Here is an 18650-nt window from a genome sequence, read left to right as displayed (position 1 = left end):
AAAAGCTCCCTCAGTGGAGCTTTTTTAATTTAGTGGAGTAGTTTTTTAAATTCATTATAGCTTGCCTTAATATACATGGCCAGTTCGTAGTCAGTCATGGTTTTAATTTGATAAGCCGTAGGCCGGTACCTAATCATAAAGTTGGTTAACGAATCACCTTTAAGTGCTGTAAGCGCAATTACCTTACGTTTTGTGAAGCTTCGATCAATAAAACCTTCCTGTTCATCCTCCAAAAGCGTTTTCTGTAGCTTGCTGGTTTGCTGTTTGTTTTTACTGAATAACCCAATAGCCGATAGCACGTTAAAACCACCTATTGAAGTTGTGTTGGCCGGATTGTCGATATAGTTTCGTGGCTTATCAACGAGTGAAACTTTGTTAGCCATAAGCTCCTTTACACCCGAGCGTTTATAGTTATAAACTTCACTAAATAATTGCCTGTTGCGTACAGAGTCGGCTTTTAAATCGCGCCAGGCTGTTACGTTTACATCTCGTAGTATAATGGATGGCTTGTCTAATAAAATTTTCAATGTATCGGTAGTCACAATGCCTTTCAAAACAACTTTATGCAATTTGTATCCGGGTGCATTAACAATGCAGCTATCTCCGTTATTGGTCTTGCTTAAAGTAAACGAGCCTTGCGCTTCAGTAAATGCAACAGAATGAGGCGTTGTTACCTTTGCGCTATATACCGGTAGCTTGGTAAGCCGGTCAATTACCACACCATTTACACGTTGTGCAACAGCTGCAAACGCAGTGATAAGTGTGAGTAAAACAAATAATAAAAACCTCATATAACACCTTAAACAATAACGCAAAAGTACGTGAATTTTGCCCACCGCTAAGTTTGTTTAACAAACATTAACATAAGCCTGATAAAAACAAGCCGTTGGCAATTCACAAAAAAAGCGCACCTGGTAATAGTGCGCTTTTCTAAAAAGCATAATTTAGTTTTCCGACATTTGGAATACAATCGGCACGGTAAATTTCACTCTTACCGGGTGTCCGTTTTGCTGGCCTGGTTTCCATGCGGGTGCAAGCTTCAGTACGCGCAATGCTTCGCGGTCTAACTCGGGCGATACACCTTTAATAACCTGTATATCGGTAAGCTTGCCATCCTTTTCTATCACAAAGCTTAGCACTACCCTGCCCTGCAATTCAGTCTCAGGATAACGCAACGTTTTTTGTAGAAAACGTGACCATGCCGATGCTCCACCAATTGGTTCAGGCATCACATCAAGCCCGCCAATTCCAACAGGCTCATTACTTCCTCCGTCTACTCCTACTGTTGATGTACCATTTCCACCCGTCCCTGCAGGTTTTAATGCGTTACCAACAGGTGTATCATCATTACCTTTTATCTCTTGGCTGCCTATCGCCACATTCATGTCGACTGGTTTTGGATCAACCGCCTCTATAGGGTTATTAGTTGGTCTTGGCTCTACAAAGCGTTGGGTTTTAGTGTTTGATTTTGGAGCAGCATCAGGCTTAACGGCAGACTGCTTTGTGGCATCTTTTTTCAACGGCTCCAAAGGCTTGTCAACCGGTGGCTTTATTATAGTTAAGTCTACAATAATTGGCCCTTTATCAACCATTGGCGCTTCAATAGTATTTGCCTTGTTGTGCTTCATCACAATGGTTAACGTAGTTGCCGCTAAACCAAAGGCAACTACCGTAATGGCAAGTGCCTTCATCATGGTATCGCTATAGTTTACGCGCAATTCATAAGCACCGTAGTTTTTGTTACGGTCGGTAAATACAAGGTCGAGCCACTCGCTCTTGTACAAATCAAATTTTGAGTTCAGCATAGTGTTTGAAATTATATTTTCTAATATAACACCATACACAAACAATATTTACACTATTTAGAATAATTACTAATATCGCACTTACATGTTATTAACATGCGATAAAAAGCACGATTAATTTGGTTTTATTGCAAAGCCACATAGCGTTTAACAACTATTTAACAATTGCCTATCACTTGTTACAAACCTCATTTTCAATGCTTAGGACGTAAATTCAGCGTAAATTACCACTTTTGGGTATCAACCTTTTTAATTTCAGCATTTCCCGGCTTTACTGAGGCCTTATTATTTGCAAAATTTTTCACCAGTTCGTTAGCTTTAATGCCAAGGTTTCCAGCCCTGTCAAGGTAAAGTGACAGCTGCTTTTCGCCAATACGGCTATCTTTCTTTTCAAGGGGTGTTATAACGCCATCTACCGCAGTAAACGTTCCGAAACGGTTTCGTTGGTAAGGGATAAATTCAAAATTGGTTATAATTAAGCGGTATTTGTTTTCTTTAAAGTCTATTTTAATAGTATAATCTAAACGGCCTTCTTCCTGCCCTGTTAATAAACCTTTCTTGTACACTAAGATCCCACCGCGGCCGCTCACCTCTGCTTCCTGTGTTGCAGCCTTTATGTCTTGTAAGCCTGCCAAATTCTTTTTTAAGTAGGTTGCAAGGGCAGATAGGTTTATGCCGGGCAAGGAACTGCCTACTTTAAAATAAGCATACTTATTGTTTTCATTTAAAACTATAGAGTCCTTTTGCGCATAACAGGCAGCAACGGGCATACACAATACAAAAAATATAAGGAGTAAATTTTTCATAGTATAAAAAAGGCCGTCGCTTTAATTCGACGGCCTTCAAATTTAAGTTACTTTAATTAAAATGCATATACAGCTGCTAATACAAACTGTCCGGCATTTTTAGTTACCTGTCCGTTAAGTTTTTGGAAGGTTCCGGTTTTTCCATTGTCCAGGCGTACCTCAGGTATAAATGTTAAACCACCTGCTTTAACATTAGCGGTAAGGGTGAAAGCCTTTACATCATCACCAGGCATTATGCTTGAATAGTTGAAGCCTGTTTTACCTTTGTTTTTAAAATACTCGGCACGTAAACCAAGTGTTACCGCGTTTGACACTGCGTACTGCGGATATAGGGCAGCGCCAGAGAAGCCTCCTCCATCGTTAGGAGCAGAGAATGTAGCAGCGTTTAAACCCAATTTGAAAGCATCACTAACTTGATATGAAGTAGTCACATCAAATTCAGTACCTGAAAGCTTTCCGCTTAATACATTCAGGTAAGCAGTCCAACCCTTTACCGGGCTCACCATTAATTGCCCGCCAAAGGTTGATACTTCACGGCTTGAGGTATAATTGTTCCATGAATCATTAAATATACCAGCCATTAAGCTAACCTTATCAGTAAAAGCGTAAGTGAATTTTAAACCGGCGTTTTGGAACGGACCGTTGGTGAATAAATATGAAGTTGAATAATTGAAGTTACCTACCGGAGATATTACCTCGTAACCAACAAAAGTGCTCATATAACCAGCAGTTACATTCAATTTGTCGGTAAGATCGTAACCAACGTAAAGGTTTTGTACATGGAAGCTTTGCGTACCTAATACGGGAGCAATTTCATTTCCATTATCATCCAGCACAACGCCTCCTGTAAAATCAGCGTTAGGGATTGACTGACCCTGACCACGCGGACCAAAAGACAACTCACCTACAAAAAGTGCTTTGTTATATTTCTTCTTTACGCCCAAATCAATCATACCAATTGAAACTGAGTTAGCTTCATTGGCAAAACTGGTGGCAATGCGTGAGTTTTTCTTTCCCGCAAAATCCATTTTGTAATAAGTATCTACCGAACCAAAAATGGTAAGTCCCGGATCGGCAGGTACGGGTGTAACTTTTGATGTGTCTTGCGCCTTTACAAATGTTGTGGCGGCTGCAAACAATGCACCGGCAAGTAAAAGTTTCTTAGTCATGAGCGATTTAGTTTGATGTTGAGTAAGTTATGTTTGATTTAAATAGTTAATGTAGGGACATGAGTATGGCCGTCCGTAGCATATTTGATGCTGCAGCAGCTAAAAATGTCATTAAAGGTGATGTAAAATAAAAGAGCAGTAGTATAAGCGCTACGGCACAGAACCGGCCGCAGCGCTTTACTAAAATTATACAGTTAAACGCTGAGATGTGTAGCGCTCATCATGCTGGCTGTAATCCAAACCAACTTCTTCTTCTTCTGAAGTCACGCGAAGCGGCTCAATAAGGTTAACCAGTTTGAAAATAAGGAATGATACGATAAAGCTAAAAGGAATTACTATAGCTAAACCTTTTAACTGAGCAAAGAAAAACTCAGTTTTGCCATATAGTAAACCAACCGGACCGTTTGCATATACGGTATCGGTAGCAAAAATACCGGTTAAAATCATACCAACTATACCACCAACACCATGGCAAGGAAATACGTCAAGCATATCATCAAGGCTGGTTTTGGTTTTCCAATGTGCAACAAGGTTAGATATGATAGCAGCAATAAAGCCAATAAATATACTTTGTGGTATAGCTACGTAACCGGCACCCGGGGTGATAGCTACTAAGCCAACTACGGCACCTATACAAAAACCCAAAACTGAAGGTTTTTTTCCGCGGATAACATCAAAGAACATCCATGATAACCCTGCAGCTCCTGCAGCAGTGTTAGTAGTTAAAAATGCAGACACCGCAACTGAGCTTGCACCAACTGCCGAACCGGCGTTGAAACCAAACCAACCGAACCATAGTAAACCGGTTCCTATTAATACATAAGGAATATTAGCAGGAGGAATTGCCAAACCTTCAATATGTGCTTTACGACGTTTTAACACAATAGCACCAGCAAGTGCAGCACAACCTGCAGAGATGTGTACAACTGTACCACCGGCAAAGTCCCATACACCTAATTTAGCAAGGAAACCTTCAGGGTGCCAGCTCCAGTGAGCAAGTGGCGCATATACCAGCAAGCTGAAAAGACAAGTAAATAATATGTACGAGGTGAAACGGATACGCTCGGCAATTGCACCTACAACCAAACCTGGAGTAATAATGGCAAACATAAGCTGAAATACAGCAAATAATGATTTAGGAATTGTTGGAGCGGCTGCCCATGGTGCACCTGAGTTTACACCCTTAAAGAAAAGATAAGTTGACGGGCTACCAATAAAACCACCAATATCATCTCCAAAGCAAAGACTAAAACCTACAACAATCCATAATACTGTTACAACACCGGCAGCAACAACGCTTTTAATCATGGTTGACAAAACGTTTTTGCGGGTTACCATACCTCCATAGAAGAAGGCTAAACCCGGAGTCATTAAAAATACAAGCGCTGCAGACACAAGTACCCATGCAATATCAGCAGAATTGTACTTAGATGTATCAGCAAAGTCGGGAACAGCGGGAATAAATATTGAAAATACCGCAATTACTAACAAAACAATGAAAGGTAAATACCTTTTGAATGAATTTTCCATGCTTTTTTACTTTTTTGGGTTAGATTTTGATCATTAAGTGAATATTTAATTAAGTTTTTCTAAAATTATCAATAAATATCACATAATCATAAACATTTTTTAATAAAATTTTGCAAAACATGCATTTTACACAATTTTATATTTTGTATTCTTACTAGGTGTAATAATATTCTTAAAGCCCTCAAATACATATGTATTTAATTTACAAGAAGTTATATATTTTATTCAACAAAATATTTGCGCAAACATGGTCTATGTAATAAATAAAGGTGTTTTTGAATTTTTTGATACTTTTTTCCATTAAATGCCATTATATATATAAGGTATACCTCTATATTTGAACCAAAAAGCTTAAAACACCAAAAAAATAATGTCAAATATTCGTTTTCAGGCTCTCCAAACCGTGCTAACACGCACAATCCCGGAGATAAAAGCCCCCGCAAATAAAATTTCTGATTATTATGGTACTAATGTTTTCGATAAAAAGAAAATGAGAGAGTACCTTTCAAAAGAAGCCTATCAAAGCATTATAAATTCAATAGACAAAGGTGAACCGGTAGAACGTGATATGGCTGATCAGGTAGCTTCCGCAATGAAGGCCTGGGCAATTGGCAAAGACGCAACACATTATACGCACTGGTTTCAGCCTTTAACCGGCACCACTGCCGAGAAGCATGACGCGTTTTTTGAACCAACTGCTGATGGCGCTATGGAAAAATTCAGCGGTGATGCCCTTGCTCAGCAAGAGCCTGATGCCTCAAGCTTTCCAAACGGCGGCATTCGTAATACTTTTGAAGCGCGTGGCTATACAGCCTGGGATCCGTCATCGCCTGCCTTTATCATGGGCCGTACCTTGTGTATACCTACCGTGTTTGTATCATATACCGGCGAAGCTTTAGATTATAAAGTACCTTTGTTAAAGGCATTACATGCGCTTGATAAAGCCGCTGTTGATGTTTGCCAGTATTTTGATAAAAGCGTAGAAAAAGTAAATGCCTCATTAGGCATTGAGCAGGAATACTTTTTAGTTGATTTAGCCTTATATAATGCACGCCCCGATTTGTATTTAACAGGCCGCACCTTATTTGGGCATGAATCTGCAAAAAACCAGCAGCTTGAAGATCATTACTTCGGCTCTATCCCATCACGTGTTTATGCCTTTATGCAAGATTTTGAAGCCGAAGCTTTACTATTAGGCATACCATTAAAAACCCGTCATAACGAGGTTGCGCCATCACAATTTGAATGCGCACCTATATATGAAGAGATTAACCTGGCAATTGACCATAACCAATTGCTTATGGATATTATGGACCGGGTGGGTAAACGTCATAACCTGAAAGTATTATTGCATGAAAAGCCTTTTGCCGGCATGAATGGCTCGGGTAAGCATAATAACTGGTCGATGATAACCAATACCGGCAAAAACCTGTTATCGCCGGGCAAAACTCCTAAGAGCAATCTGATGTTCTTAACGTTTTTTGTGAACACCATTAAAGCGGTTTACGATCATGCTGATATGCTCCGTGCCTCAATTGCTTCGGTTAACAATGATCATCGCCTTGGCGCTAATGAAGCTCCACCCGCTATTATCTCTATTTTCCTTGGAAGCCAGTTAAGTGAGGTATTAGATGAAATTGAAACATCACGCATCAGCAAAAAAGCTAAGGAAGATGCGTTGCTTTGGCAAGGTATTCCAAAAATTCCGCAAATTTTGCAAGACAATACCGACCGTAACCGCACTTCGCCTTTTGCCTTTACCGGTAATAAGTTTGAATTGCGTGCAGTAGGTTCATCGGCAAACTCAGCCAACCCGATGACTATTTTAAACCTGATTGTTGCCGATCAGCTTAAAAAATTCAAAACTGACGTAGACAAAATTCTGAAAAAAGGCGAAAAGAAAGATGTGGCTCTTCTTACCGTAATCAAAAAATATATCAAGGAAACCAAGTCAATTCGTTTTGAGGGTAACGGTTACAGCGATGAGTGGGAACTTGAAGCTGAGAAACGCGGCTTGGCCAACATCAAAACAACCCCTAAGGCGCTTGATGCACTTGTTACCGAAAAAGCGGAATACATATTTGAAAACACCGGTGTATTTACCCGCCGCGAGGCTCATGCCCGTCATGAAATTTTACTTGAAGATTTTTATAAAAAACTTCAGATTGAAGCCCGTGTAATTGGTGATTTGGTTAATACCACCATTTTGCCGGCTGCTATAAGCTACCAAAGCAAGTTAGTTGAAAATGTGCGCGGCTTAAAAGAAATTGGCTTGGACGAAGCTACCTACAGTGCGCAAATTGACATCATTAAGAAACTGTCAGAACACATTAACTTTATTAAGAACAATGTTGAGCAAATGGTAGAGCAGCGTAAAAAAGCTAATGCAATTGATGATGCCCGCGAAAGAGCTATTTCTTACGATGAGAAGGTTAAGGCATTTTTTGAGCCTATTCGCTATCATGTTGATAAGCTTGAGCAACTGGTTGACGACCAGCTTTGGCCTTTACCAAAATTCAGAGAATTATTATTTATAAAATAATTATCGAAACCCTCGCTATAAAGCGGGGGTTTTTACGTTTAATTCTATAATAGCCTACTAAGCTATATTGGACCATGAATACATCACCTCAAACTACATCAACTTTACTAATGATACGCCCGGCCAGCTTTGGCTATAACGAGCAAACCGCCGGCAGCAACGCTTTTCAGCAAAAAGCTCACAGTTTAGCCGGAATTGAACAAAGTGCACTAAAAGAGTTTGATGCGTTTGTTGACCTGCTGAGAAGTAAAGAAGTTAACGTAATTGTAGTTGACGATACACCTGAACCGCATAAACCCGATGCAATTTTCCCTAATAATTGGGTATCATTTCATGACAATGGAGATGTGTTAATGTACCCCATGCAGGCCGAAAATCGGCGCTACGAACGCAACGAAGATATAATACGCAAACTCGAAAGTAACTTCACAGTCAAGCATGTAATTGATTTAAGCCGTTTTGAGCTTGATGATAAGTTTTTAGAAGGTACCGGAAGCATGGTGCTTGACAGGGCGCATAAGCTGGCTTATGCTTGCCTGTCTCCGCGCACCAATGCTGAAGTGTTGCTTACTTTTTGCCATCACCTGGGCTTTAAGCCTGTTGCTTTTAACGCAGCCGATGCTAATGGCACAGCCATTTACCATACTAACGTTATGATGTGTATTGGTAGCCAGTTTGCAGTAATTTGCCTTGATTCGATAACTGATGACGTTGAGAAACAGGCGGTAATTACGTCATTACAAGCTACTGAAAAAGAAATAGTTGCTATTAGCTATGAACAAATGCATCAGTTTGCGGGCAATATGCTTGAGGTAAATACAAAGAGTGGTAAAAGTTTGCTTGTGATGTCGGCAAGTGCCCACAAATCATTGACCGAAGAGCAAGTAAACACGCTTGAAAAATATGCTGAAATAGTTTCGGCCGATATAACAACTATAGAAACCATTGGCGGTGGAAGTGCCAGGTGTATGCTGGCCGAAGTGCATTTACCAGCTATAGCTTAAAAGCAAACGCAGGTTTTGCCGTTGCAAAAACCTGCGTTGCTGGTTAAAAACTACTACTATAATTAAACTGGTTAGCAAAAAGCCCCATAAAGAGAAACTTTCAAATTAATAGCAAGGGTTTGTCAGGCCAATTGCACCTACTTTGCCGGGATACTTTGAGTTTTATGAAGTTTATCCAACTAAACTCAAATACTTAATTAATTGCAAGCCCGGCTCGCATTTTGGCACTTACCCGGCCTAACTAACCCTGTTAAGCCCTACTTAGTACGCAAATGCACTAACAGCATCCTTACTTTCAAGTAAAGAATGGCCCATTAAAAACTCATCAACCTTACGTGCAGTTTCGCGGCCTTCTGATATGGCCCAAACTACTAGTGATTGTCCGCGGCGCATATCACCACAAGCAAATACTTTGCTTACATTGGTACGGTAAACGCCTTCTTGAGCTTTAACGTTTTTACGTTCGTCCAGCTCAACTCCGGCCTGCTCAATCATCCCTGTATGTTGCGGATGAACAAAGCCCATGGCTAAAAACACCGCCTGGCAAGGAAGTTCACGCTCTGAACCTTCAACCTCGGCAAATTTCATTGGTCTGCCTAAAACATCGGTTTCCCAGGTAACATCAGTTACCTTAAGCGCACGCAGGTTTCCATTTTCGTCGCCTAAAAACTCCTTTGTGTTTACACCCCAAAAGCGTTCGCAACCTTCCTCGTGTGAACTTGTTGTTTTTAACAGCATCGGGTAGCTTGGCCAAGGCATATTTTGTGTGCGCTGCTGTGGCGGCTGCACCATCACCTCGAATTGTCTTACCGAACGTGCACCCTGACGGTTTGATGTTCCAACACAGTCTGAACCTGTATCGCCACCACCTATTACCACTACATCTTTGCCTTCAACAAAAATCTCTGCTGTAGTAATCGGGCTTTCGCCAACACGCTTATTTTGTTGTTTTAAAAATTCCATGGCGTAGTAAACACCATTAAACTCACGGCCCGGTATTGGCAGGTTACGCGGAATGGTTGAGCCACCGGCTAATACAATAGCATCGTTGTTACGGCTTAATTCTTCCATACTTATATCTCTACCAATTTCGGTATTGCATTGAAATACAACACCGTCTTCTTCCATAACTTTAACCCGGCGGTCAATCACCCATTTCTCCAGTTTAAAATCAGGAATACCGTAGCGCAAAAGTCCACCCGGACGGTCATCACGCTCGTAAACCGTTACCGAATGACCAGCCTTGCTAAGCTGAGCTGCTGCCGCCATACCAGCAGGACCTGAACCAACCACAGCAACCTTTTTACCGCTTTTAATTAATGGAGCTGTTGGCTTAACCAAGTTTTTAGCGTAAGCAATTTCAATTATATGCTTTTCAATTTCCTCAATAGCTACCGGCGGCTTATTGATGCCCAACACACAGGCCGACTCACAAGGAGCCGGGCAAATGCGACCGGTAAATTCAGGAAAGTTATTGGTAGTTGATAGTATTTCGTAGGCTTCTTCCCAGCTTTTGCGGTAAACGGCATCGTTAAACTCAGGTATTACGTTACCAAGCGGGCAGCCCGAATGGCAAAAAGGAATACCACAGTTCATGCAACGTGCCGATTGCTGGTTAAGCTTGTCTTCGTTATACAAACCAACAAATTCGTTATAGTTCTTTACCCTTTCTTCGGGTGCTATTTTTGATGGGAGCTCTCTGTTAAACTCCTGAAATCCGGTAGGTTTTCCCATTTTCTTTTTTAGCTAACAGTTTGTAACGCTGATTTTGACAATACTCTCTTGTATTCTTTAGGGAATACTTTAATGAACCTGGCAGATGCCTGGGCCCAATTAGCGAGCAGTTGCTGTGCAACCTTACTGTTGGTTAAATGCACATGCTTTTTAAGCAGGGCGGTAATTTGTTCTTCGTCTTCCTTGCTTAACGGATCAAGGTCTACCATTTCAACGTTGCAATTACGGGCAAATTCACTTTCGGCATCATATACCCAGGCAATACCACCGCTCATACCGGCTGCAAAGTTGCGGCCTGTTTTACCTAATATAAGCGCACGGCCACCGGTCATGTACTCGCAACCGTGATCGCCAATACCTTCAACCACCACCGTTGCACCCGAGTTACGCACGGCAAAACGTTCACCGGCCATACCGCGTACAAATAATTCGCCCGAAGTAGCGCCGTACATTGCTACGTTACCAATAATGATGTTATCTTCAGGAACAAAGCTTGCGTCAGGCTTTGGATAAATGGCCAGTTGCGCACCTGATAAGCCTTTACCAACGTAGTCATTAGCTTCGCCTTCTAATTCAAAGGCTACACCTTTAGTTGAGAATGCGCCAAAGCTTTGACCGGCCGAACCGGTAAACTTGAAGTTGATGGTATTCTCGGGTAAACCTGCTGAGCCGTATTTCTTAGATATTTCGTTCGATAGCATGGTACCAACAGTACGGTCGGTATTTTTCAAATCGAATGATGCAAATACCGGCGTTTTATCGGCAAGTGCTGGCTGAGCGGCTTCAAGTAATTGCCAGTCGATAATGCTATCCATACCGTGATCCTGCTTCTCGCTGTTGTAAAGCGTGTTGCCTTTGGCATTGGTGACCGGGTGAAGAATGCCTGAAAGATCAACTTTTTTGGCTTTCCAGTTCTCAATTCCATCTTTTACACGCAGAAATTGTACGCGGCCAACCATTTCATTAATGGTACGGAAGCCTAACTCGGCCATAATTTCGCGCATATCCTCGGCAAGGAAACGGAACAGGTTAACTACATGCTGCGGATCGCCGCTAAATAGCTTGCGCAGATCAGGATCCTGCGTTGCCACACCCACCGGGCAAGTGTTTAAATGGCATTTACGCATCATGATACAACCGCTGGCAACAAGTGCAGCAGTAGCTACCCCCCATTCCTCGGCACCTAAAAGGGCCGCAATAACCAAGTCACGTCCGGTTTTCATCTGGCCATCGGCCTGTACAACCACGCGGCTGCGCAGTTTACTGCGTACCAATGTTTGATGAGCTTCGGCCAAACCTAATTCCCAAGGTAAACCGGCGTGTTTTATAGAACTTATTGGCGATGCACCCGTGCCACCATCGTATCCGGCAATCAAAACTACATCGGCATGTGCTTTAGCCACACCTGCGGCTATAGTACCTACACCTGCTTTTGATACCAGCTTAACGTTGATACGTGCAGCGCGGTTAGCATTTTTTAAATCAAAAATCAACTGGGCCAAGTCCTCAATAGAGTAAATATCATGGTGAGGAGGAGGCGAAATTAAGCCCACACCCGGTGTAGAGTGACGGGTTTTGGCAATCCAGGCATCAACCTTATGGCCCGGCAGCTGACCACCTTCACCTGGTTTTGCGCCCTGCGCCATTTTAATTTGCAATTCATCGGCATTGGTAAGGTAGTTTGACGTTACTCCAAAGCGTGCCGAGGCAATTTGCTTGATAGCCGAACGCATAGAATCGCCGTTTGGCAGGCGCTCATAACGCATTTCGTCTTCACCACCTTCGCCGGTGTTACTCTTAGCCCCAATACGGTTCATAGCAATAGCCAGTGTGCTGTGCGCCTCGTGCGATATTGAACCGAACGACATTGCACCCGTAGCAAAACGCTTCATGATGCTTTCAATTGATTCTACTTCATCAATAGAGATAGCCTCGCGGTGATGGGTAAAATCTAACAGGCCACGTATAGTGAAATGCTTTTCGGTTTGCTCGTTAACTAGCCTGGCGTAGGTTTTGTAAACGTCGTAATTGTTAGTCTTGGTTGCGTGCTGCAGCAAGTGAACGGTTTGCGGGTTAAACAAGTGAGCCTCGCCGCGGCGTTTCCATTGGTAAATACCACCTTCAGGCAACAATTTTACCTCACCTTTTGAGGTGGCAAAACCAAAGTTATGTTTAGTTAAGGCTTCACGGGCAATTTCATCTAAACCTAAACCACCTATACGGCTAACCGCACCAGCAAAGTAAGTATCAACAACATCGCTGTTTAAACCTAATATTTCAAACTGCTGCGAACCGTGGTACGATTGCAGTGTTGAAATACCCATTTTTGAGAATATTTTTAACAAACCGTAGTTAACGGCTTTAACATAATTTTTTTGAAGTGATTTAATATCGGCTGCGCTATCAATACTGCCACTGTTTTTCAACGTCTCGATAGTTGAAAGTGCCAGGTAAGGATTGATAGCTGTTGCACCAAACGCCAGCAAACAGGCAAAATGGTGAACTTCCCAAACGTCGCCAGCTTCTACAACCAGCCCTACCGAACCACGACGGCCTTTTTTAACCAAATGGTGGTGAACGGCTGATACTGCCAATAACGATGGAATTGCAGCATGCTCCGAATCTAAGGCACGATCGCTCAAAATAACAACCTCAAAGCCATCATCTACTGCATCCTCGGCATAGCGGCAAAGGCGTTCGATACCTTTTTGCAACGACCCAGGCTGACCATCAGCCTTAAAGTAGGTTTGCAACGTTTTTGCGTGGAATAAGCCAGTATCAATACTGCGTAATTTCTCCAACTGATGGTTACGCAAAATCGGGTGCTTTAATGCCACACAATGGCAATGCATTTTATCTTCATCCAACAGGTTACCGTTGCTGCCTATAAAGGTAGCCAAGCTCATTACCAAACGTTCACGTATTGGGTCAATTGGCGGGTTGGTAACCTGGGCAAAGAATTGCTTAAAGTAGCTTGAAAGGTGCTGAGGCTTATCAGACAATACGGCCAACGGCACATCGGTACCCATTGAACCTATTGGCTCCATGGCATCGGTAGCCATTGGTTTAATAATTCCGTCAACATCCTCGCGTGTGTAACCAAACACCTGCTGGTAACGGAAAACCGACTCGGGCGCAAGGCTGGTGAAAGCCACACGAGGCTCGGCTAAGTCTTCAAGCTTAATTTTATAGTTCTCCAACCAGCGGTCATAAGGCTGCTGGGTTGTTATTTGTTTTTTGATTTCTTCGTCGGTGATAATCTGATGCTTTTCGGTATCAATCAGCAACATTTTGCCCGGCTGCAGGCGGCCTTTGCTTTCCACTAACTTTTCATCAATGGCTAAAACACCGGTTTCTGAAGCGGCAATTACACGGCCGTCTTTAGTTACGGTATAACGCAAAGGACGTAAACCATTACGGTCTAATACAGCGCCAACTAATTTACCATCGGTAAAGCTGATTGCTGCCGGACCATCCCATGGCTGCATAATGGTAGCATGATACTCGTAGAATGCCTTTTTAATAGGATCCATTTGTTCATTACCATCCCAGGCCTCAGGTACCAGCATCATCATTACATGCGGCAATGAACGACCAGAGTGCAGTAAGATTTCAATGATGTTATCTAAACACGCCGAGTCTGACTGATTATTGTCAATAACAGGCAGCAACATTTCCATTTCCTCGCTGCTAAAATAGCTTGAAGCCAGTGATTTTACACCTGCGAAAAACCAGTTAAGGTTTCCGGTAAGGGTGTTAATTTCACCGTTGTGAGCTATTAAGCGGAAGGGCTGAGCCAGCTTCCATGAAGGAAATGTATTGGTAGAGAAACGCGAGTGTATAAGTGCAAAGGATGATACCAAACGAGGATCGGCCAGATCACTGTAGTACTGACGTAACTGAAAGGTTGTAACCTGTCCTTTATAAATAATGGTTTTACAAGAAAACGAAGTAAAATAAAAATTATCGCCAACGGCCGCTAACGTTTCGTTTACCGTTTTGTTAATGTAACGACGTAGTACATACAGCTTACGTTCAAAATCATCGGCATTGGTAACGTTTGAAGGGCGCAGTACAAAAACCTGTTCAACATCAGGTTCGGCACTGCGGGCAGTTTCGCCTATTACCGATGGATTCACCGGCACTTTACGGAAACCGAGCAGGGTAATACCCAGCTTTTCAGTGGCGGCAACAATCACGTTGCGGCATGCTTTCTTCAGGGTAGAATCTTTAGGGAAAAAGATCATACCCACTCCATACTCACCTAACTGGGGCAGACTCACCTCAATATCTGAGCACTCTTCCATTAAAAATTCATGAGGCAATTGTATCAATATACCTGCGCCATCGCCAGAGTCGGGATCACATCCGCAGGCACCTCTATGCTCCATGTTTTCGAGCATCGTAAGGGCATCATGAATGTTTTGGTTTGACTTAATACCATTAATATTAACGATAAAGCCGGTACCACAAGAGTCGTGCTCAAATTCAGACCTGTAAAGGCCTTGCTGTTCACTTTCTGTTTGATTCATGTTTGTTTAATATAGTATAAAGTAGGGCTTGGATTACGAATATACTGTTTTTGATTTTTTTACGAAATAAAAATTGCTTTTTTTAGAATTTTCAAAATTTTATAGCTCCTGACTGCCTTCAATTACCATATTCATAACATTTTTATGGCATATGGGCATATTCCATTGCCTAAATCATAAACAAAAAGGCAAATCGGTGCTAAAGGCTTATATTTGCTGATAAATACACAATATTATAATGAACGCTAAAAACAAGGCAGTATTTTTAGACCGCGACGGTGTTTTGAATAGAGAGTTGGGCGATTATGTTTGCCGCCTGGAGGATTTTGAAGTGCTTGATAACTTTGCAGCGCTTAAAGAACTGCAAGACCGCGGTTATTTACTTATTGTTGCAACTAACCAAGGCGGACTTGCCAAGGGTTGGTATAGTGAAGATACATTATCGCAAATGCACCAACGGCTTAAAGACACTTACGCCCCGCATGGCGTTAAGTTTACTGATATTTATTACTGCCCGCATCATCCAAACTTTACGGGTGCCTGCAATTGCCGCAAACCACAGCCAGGTATGTTGCTGCGTGGCATTGAGCAATATAATATTGATCCTTCCCTATCCTACTTTATTGGCGACCGCGAGCGCGATGTTGAAGCAGGAACGGCGGCCGGCGTTACCGGTATATTGATTAACAGCGACCAGCCCATAAGCGAGGTATTAAATCTTATTAGATAAGAAACTAATTAAGCTAGCCAGTTTCGCTACTACCAGAGGAAGCGCCGGCTGGGGGTAAGTTCGCATGCTCATTTACCCGCGCAGAAATGACGCGTAAAATGCTATCAAGTTCACCGGCACATTGGTTAATCATGTTAATTATAATCAAATATGCCTAATCGTAAATATACTTTTACCCGCCGTTGCCACAATCAAACGGCTCTCACAACACCAGTTAGTCTCCTTATTTTCGCGTACTTTATCCTTAATATAAAAAGTATAAGGCTGTGAGTGCCTTAAAATGCATCAACATTTAAACTTTCATTTTGAAATTTTAAATAACTATTTATATTTGCGGCAGCTCATCAAAACGTTAGCTATTAAAAATGAACGGTTTCAACAAACATCATCTGCATATCCATCGCCCCCTGTGGCGATAATATTGATGTATGTTTCTACGTGAAATAACAAACCTCCGTTTATTTTATAGTTTAATACCCCCAACTTTGTGAAGACACTTAAAATTGCTATCCAGAAGTCTGGAAGGCTCAATGAAAAATCTGTAGAGCTGCTGAAGAATTGCGGCCTTAACTTCGAAAATTACAAAAGCTCGTTAATATCACCGGTATCTAACTTTCCGTTAGAAATACTGTTTTTGCGCGACGATGATATACCCGAATACGTACAGGATGGCATTGCCGACCTTGGCATAGTAGGCGAAAACGTAATACAGGAAACAGAAGTTGAAGTAAGTTACCTGCAAAGACTGGGTTTTGGTAAATGCTCCCTTAAAATAGCAGTACCCAACAATACCAGCATCGAAAGTGTTACCGACCTCAACGGCCGCTCTATAGCCACCACCTACCCTGCCATCCTAAGCAAATACTTAAAAAACCTTAATATCAACGCCGAAATTCGAACCATATCAGGTTCGGTTGAAATTTCGCCGGGTTTGGGATTGAGTGATGCTATTTGCGATTTGGTATCAACTGGTGGAACGTTAAAAAGTAACGGACTAAGACCTTTTGCCGATGTAATGTCGAGCGAGGCGGTGATGATAGGCAGACCCGGATCGGAAAATGATGATTTGATTCAGGAGTTAATTCAGCGTATACAATCGGTATTACGTGCTAAAGAGACTAAGTATGTAGTATTAAACGCCGAGCGTGCTAATTTGCCTAAAATACTGGAGCTGTTGCCTGGCGTTAAAAGCCCATCAGTGGTTCCATTAGCTGAGGAAAACTGGGTTGCAGTACATACCGTGATACCCGAACGCGACTTTTGGAGCCGCATAAGCCAGCTTAAACAAGCCGGCGCACAAGGCATTGTAGTAATGCCTATTGAGAAGATTATATTGTAGATCGACCTGATAAACAGTCCAGAACCCTTTGTCATTTCGAGGGACGAGAAATCCTTTCAAAGCATTTAGCTTATTAATTCAAAAGATACCCTCGATATTCAAATGACAAAATCGATGCAGGGCTGTTCATCATCAGGTAATAGTTATTATATAATATGCTTAAAACATATAAATACGCCGATTTAACTACCGCCGAGCTTAATACTCTTGTGCAGCGCAACGTTGATGCGGCAAATGAAATACGTACAGTTGTTGAAACTATTATTGACACTGTGCAACAGCAAGGCGACCGTGCCCTGTTTGATTTTGCCCAGCGGTTTGATCAGGTGCAAATTGATAAGCTTTATTTAAATAAAGCCGAACTGGCACAAATTGCCACCGCCCTTTTACCCGAACAGAAGACGGCCCTTGAGGTAGCGTACAAAAACATCTGGAAGTTTCACGAGAGCCAGCTCAAAACCGAAGATAAGGTTGAAACCATGCCCGGCGTTACTTGCTGGCGCGAATTACGGCCTATTGAAAAAGTTGGCTTATACATTCCGGGCGGAACGGCAGTTTTACCAAGTACATTTTTAATGTTGGGTATTCCGGCTCGTATTGCAGGCTGTAAAGAAATTGTAGTTTGCTCGCCTCCGGGTAAAAATGGTAAGGTAAACGCCTTTATAGCTTACGTTGCTCAGTTACTTGATGTTGACCGCATTTGTCTTGTTGGCGGCGCCCAAGCCATAGCCGCTATGGCTTACGGTACCGAAAGCATTACTAAGGTTGACAAAATATTTGGCCCGGGCAATCAGTTTGTAACCAAGGCCAAAACCATTATTCAAAGCACAACCATTACGGCCATTGATATGCCGGCAGGCCCCTCAGAAGTATTGGTTATTGCCGACGAAACAGCTAACCCTGCCTACATAGCTGCCGATTTGCTGGCACAGGCTGAACATGGTATTGATAGTCAGGCGGTACTGGTAGCCACATCGGCTACATTGGTTGAACAAACCATTTTTCAGCTCCAAAAGCAATTACCCGTACTTCCACGTGCCGAAATTGCCGCTAAAGCCATTGAACATTCCTACGCTGTAGTGGTGAACAGTTTGGATGAGGCTATGCAGTTCAGCAACCAATACGCTCCCGAGCATTTAATACTGGCTACCGAAAATTGGCAACAAATTACAGGCAGCATTATCAATGCAGGCTCTGTATTTCTTGGAAACCAAACCCCGGAGAGTGTGGGCGATTATGCATCGGGAACAAACCATACACTGCCTACCAGCGCTTATGCGAAGGCTTATTCGGGTGTATCGGTAGATTCCTTTGTGAAGAAGATTACGTTTCAGCATTTAACTAAAGAAGGCATTCAGAATATTGGTCCGCATGTGGAGATATTGGCCGATTTAGAGGGTTTGCATGCGCACAGGAATGCGGTGAGTGTAAGAACGCAACAATAGTTTAAAAGACATCA

The 18650-nt window shown here is 42.3% G+C and carries 12 protein-coding genes; 5 read left to right on the top strand and 7 right to left on the bottom strand.

The annotated features are described in order from the left end of the window. Positions 1 to 29: 29 nt before the first annotated feature. From GO816_RS08130 to GO816_RS08110, 5 genes are all read right to left on the bottom strand, one after another. Positions 30 to 791 carry a hypothetical protein gene (locus tag GO816_RS08130; RefSeq protein ID WP_157541025.1) on the bottom strand — a complete coding sequence of 254 codons (762 nt, stop codon included), beginning with the start codon at positions 789 to 791 and terminating at the stop codon, positions 30 to 32. Positions 792 to 944: 153 nt separating this feature from the next. Then, a complete protein-coding gene (locus tag GO816_RS08125; RefSeq protein WP_157541022.1) occupies positions 945 to 1805 on the bottom strand; it encodes an energy transducer TonB in 861 nt (286 codons plus the stop codon). Between the two features lie 224 nt (positions 1806 to 2029). Beyond that, positions 2030 to 2611: a hypothetical protein gene (locus GO816_RS08120; RefSeq protein ID WP_157541019.1), complete on the bottom strand. Its 582-nt coding sequence runs from the start codon at positions 2609 to 2611 to the stop codon at positions 2030 to 2032. Between the two features lie 56 nt (positions 2612 to 2667). Beyond that, on the bottom strand, positions 2668 to 3780 hold the full coding sequence (locus tag GO816_RS08115) for a porin (RefSeq protein WP_157541016.1): 1113 nt from the start codon (positions 3778 to 3780) through the stop codon (positions 2668 to 2670). 186 nt (positions 3781 to 3966) lie between these two features. Further along, positions 3967 to 5310: an ammonium transporter gene (locus GO816_RS08110; RefSeq protein WP_157541013.1), complete on the bottom strand. Its 1344-nt coding sequence runs from the start codon at positions 5308 to 5310 to the stop codon at positions 3967 to 3969. Positions 5311 to 5680: 370 nt separating this feature from the next. Here GO816_RS08110 and GO816_RS08105 point away from each other — a divergent pair, with 370 nt between their 5' ends. Both GO816_RS08105 and ctlX read left to right on the top strand, forming a co-directional pair. Further along, positions 5681 to 7852: a glutamine synthetase III family protein gene (locus tag GO816_RS08105; protein WP_157541010.1), complete on the top strand. Its 2172-nt coding sequence runs from the start codon at positions 5681 to 5683 to the stop codon at positions 7850 to 7852. Positions 7853 to 7926: 74 nt separating this feature from the next. Continuing rightward, positions 7927 to 8856, top strand: coding sequence for a citrulline utilization hydrolase CtlX (gene ctlX, locus GO816_RS08100; RefSeq protein ID WP_232336528.1), 930 nt, complete (start codon positions 7927 to 7929; stop codon positions 8854 to 8856). A gap of 261 nt (positions 8857 to 9117) precedes the next feature. On the opposite strand, the gene GO816_RS08095 is transcribed toward ctlX, so the two are convergent. Both GO816_RS08095 and gltB read right to left on the bottom strand, forming a co-directional pair. After that, positions 9118 to 10590 (bottom strand): glutamate synthase subunit beta, encoded by a 1473-nt coding sequence (locus GO816_RS08095; protein ID WP_157541007.1) that lies wholly within the window; start codon positions 10588 to 10590, stop codon positions 9118 to 9120. Between the two features lie 8 nt (positions 10591 to 10598). Further along, positions 10599 to 15122 carry a glutamate synthase large subunit gene (gene gltB, locus GO816_RS08090; RefSeq protein ID WP_157541004.1) on the bottom strand — a complete coding sequence of 1508 codons (4524 nt, stop codon included), beginning with the start codon at positions 15120 to 15122 and terminating at the stop codon, positions 10599 to 10601. Positions 15123 to 15360: 238 nt separating this feature from the next. On the opposite strand from gltB, the gene GO816_RS08085 reads away from it, so the two are divergent. From GO816_RS08085 to hisD, 3 genes are all read left to right on the top strand, one after another. After that, positions 15361 to 15852, top strand: a complete 492-nt coding sequence (locus GO816_RS08085; RefSeq protein WP_157541001.1) for a D-glycero-alpha-D-manno-heptose-1,7-bisphosphate 7-phosphatase — start codon at positions 15361 to 15363, stop codon at positions 15850 to 15852. A gap of 487 nt (positions 15853 to 16339) precedes the next feature. Then, positions 16340 to 17191, top strand: coding sequence for an ATP phosphoribosyltransferase (hisG, locus tag GO816_RS08080; protein ID WP_317163609.1), 852 nt, complete (start codon positions 16340 to 16342; stop codon positions 17189 to 17191). A gap of 155 nt (positions 17192 to 17346) precedes the next feature. Further along, entirely contained in the window at positions 17347 to 18636 is a 1290-nt protein-coding gene (gene hisD / locus GO816_RS08075) for a histidinol dehydrogenase (protein ID WP_157540998.1), read from the top strand. The last annotated feature ends 14 nt before the right edge of the window (positions 18637 to 18650 follow it).

The sequence above is a fragment of the Mucilaginibacter aquatilis genome (genome assembly GCF_009755275.1).
GTDB classification, from domain to species: domain Bacteria; phylum Bacteroidota; class Bacteroidia; order Sphingobacteriales; family Sphingobacteriaceae; genus Mucilaginibacter; species Mucilaginibacter aquatilis.
This window is presented reverse-complemented; position numbering and strand designations above follow the sequence as displayed.